2 rRNA genes (1 of these 2 cut by a window edge) are annotated in these 2500 nt (G+C 53.8%); both read left to right on the top strand.

Going from position 1 to position 2500, the window contains the following annotated elements:
* A 23S ribosomal RNA gene (locus tag IB267_RS32980) occupies positions 1 to 2217 on the top strand (it extends 579 nt beyond the left edge of the window).
* A gap of 149 nt (positions 2218 to 2366) precedes the next feature.
* A 5S ribosomal RNA gene (gene rrf, locus IB267_RS32975) occupies positions 2367 to 2481 on the top strand.
* The last annotated feature ends 19 nt before the right edge of the window (positions 2482 to 2500 follow it).

Raw genomic sequence — 2500 nt, 5'->3', positions numbered from 1 at the left:
CCGCAAGGGTGACAGCGTACCTTTTGTATAATGGGTCAACGACTTAGTGTGACGAGCAAGCTTAAGCCGATAGGTGAAGGCGCAGCGAAAGCGAGTCTGAACAGGGCGTTCAGTTCGTCGCATTAGACCCGAAACCGAGTGATCTAGCCATGAGCAGGTTGAAGGTTGGGTAACACCAACTGGAGGACCGAACCCGCATCTGTTGCAATAGATTGGGATGACTTGTGGTTAGGGGTGAAAGGCCAATCAAACTCGGAAATAGCTGGTTCTCCGCGAAATCTATTTAGGTAGAGCGTCGACCGAATACCCTCGGGGGTAGAGCACTGGATGGGCTATGGGGACTCACCGTCTTACTGATCCTAACCAAACTCCGAATACCGAGGAGTACTAGTCGGCAGACACACGGCGGGTGCTAACGTCCGTCGTGAAAAGGGCAACAACCCTGACCTCCAGCTAAGGTCCCCAAGTCATGGCTAAGTGGGAAAGGATGTGAGGATCCCAAAACAACCAGGATGTTGGCTTAGAAGCAGCCATCATTTAAAGAAAGCGTAACAGCTCACTGGTCTAAATAAGGGTCTTTGCGCCGAAAATGTAACGGGGCTAAAGCCATGCACCGAAGCTGAGGATACGTCGCAAGACGTGTGGTAGCGGAGCGTTCCGTAAGCCTGTGAAGGGATACCCGTGAGGGGTCCTGGAGGTATCGGAAGTGCGAATGTTGACATGAGTAACGATAAAGAGGGTGAGAGACCCTCTCGCCGAAAGACCAAGGGTTCCTGCTTAAAGTTAATCTGAGCAGGGTTAGCCGGCCCCTAAGACGAGGCGGACACGCGTAGTCGATGGGAACCACGTTAATATTCGTGGGCCTGGTGGTAGTGACGGATTGCTTAACTTGTTCAGACTTATTGGATTGTCTGGGCGGGGACGCGGTTCCAGGAAATAGCTCCACCGTATAGACCGTACCCGAAACCGACACAGGTGGTCAGGTAGAGTATACCAAGGCGCTTGAGAGAACTATGCTGAAGGAACTCGGCAAATTGCACGCGTAACTTCGGAAGAAGCGTGACCCTTTTTGACGCAAGTCAGATGGGGTGGCACAGACCAGGGGGTAGCGACTGTTTATCAAAAACACAGGGCTCTGCGAAGTCGCAAGACGACGTATAGGGTCTGACGCCTGCCCGGTGCTGGAAGGTTAAGAGGAGGGGTGCAAGCTCTGAATCGAAGCCCCAGTAAACGGCGGCCGTAACTATAACGGTCCTAAGGTAGCGAAATTCCTTGTCGGGTAAGTTCCGACCTGCACGAATGGCGTAACGACTTCCCCGCTGTCTCCAGCATAGACTCAGTGAAATTGAATTCCCCGTGAAGATGCGGGGTTCCTGCGGTCAGACGGAAAGACCCCGTGCACCTTTACTATAGCTTTACACTGGCATTCGTGTCGGCATGTGTAGGATAGGTGGTAGGCTTTGAAGCAGGGACGCCAGTTCTTGTGGAGCCATCCTTGAAATACCACCCTTATCGTCATGGATGTCTAACCGCGGTCCGTTATCCGGATCCGGGACAGTGTATGGTGGGTAGTTTGACTGGGGCGGTCGCCTCCGAAAGAGTAACGGAGGCGCGCGATGGTGGGCTCAGACCGGTCGGAAATCGGTCGTCGAGTGCAATGGCATAAGCCCGCCTGACTGCGAGACTGACAAGTCGAGCAGAGACGAAAGTCGGTCATAGTGATCCGGTGGTCCCGCGTGGAAGGGCCATCGCTCAACGGATAAAAGGTACGCCGGGGATAACAGGCTGATGACCCCCAAGAGTCCATATCGACGGGGTTGTTTGGCACCTCGATGTCGGCTCATCGCATCCTGGGGCTGGAGCAGGTCCCAAGGGTTTGGCTGTTCGCCAATTAAAGCGGTACGTGAGCTGGGTTCAGAACGTCGTGAGACAGTTCGGTCCCTATCTGCCGTGGGTGTAGGAATATTGACAGGATCTGTCCCTAGTACGAGAGGACCGGGATGGACATATCTCTGGTGGACCTGTTGTCCTGCCAAGGGCATAGCAGGGTAGCTATATATGGAATGGATAACCGCTGAAGGCATCTAAGCGGGAAACCAACCTGAAAACGAGTATTCCCTTGAGAACCGTGGAAGACGACCACGTTGATAGGCTGGGTGTGGAAGTGCGGCAACGCATGAAGCTTACCAGTACTAATCGTTCGATTGGCTTGATCGTTCCCATTGCTCATGCTCATCACAAGACGAATGCAAAGCATTCGCCGAGATGAGCGACGTGTTCAAAACAAAACGAGTTCGCTTAAACCCGAACTCACCAGCTTCTCATCCGGTTTGCGTCCGCTAGACGCAAATCTTGCGCTTTGCCGACCTGGTGGTTCTGGCGGGGTGGCTGCACCCGTTCCCATTCCGAACACGGCCGTGAAACGCCCCAGCGCCGATGGTACTTCGTCTTAAGACGCGGGAGAGTAGGTCGCTGCCAGGTCTGCAAAACGCAAGATAAA

Origin of the sequence: Ensifer sp. ENS09, assembly GCF_014852425.1 — a bacterium.
Lineage (GTDB): Bacteria > Pseudomonadota > Alphaproteobacteria > Rhizobiales > Rhizobiaceae > Ensifer.
The sequence above is the reverse complement of the archived record's forward strand: the minus strand, read 5'-3'. Positions and strand labels throughout refer to the sequence as shown.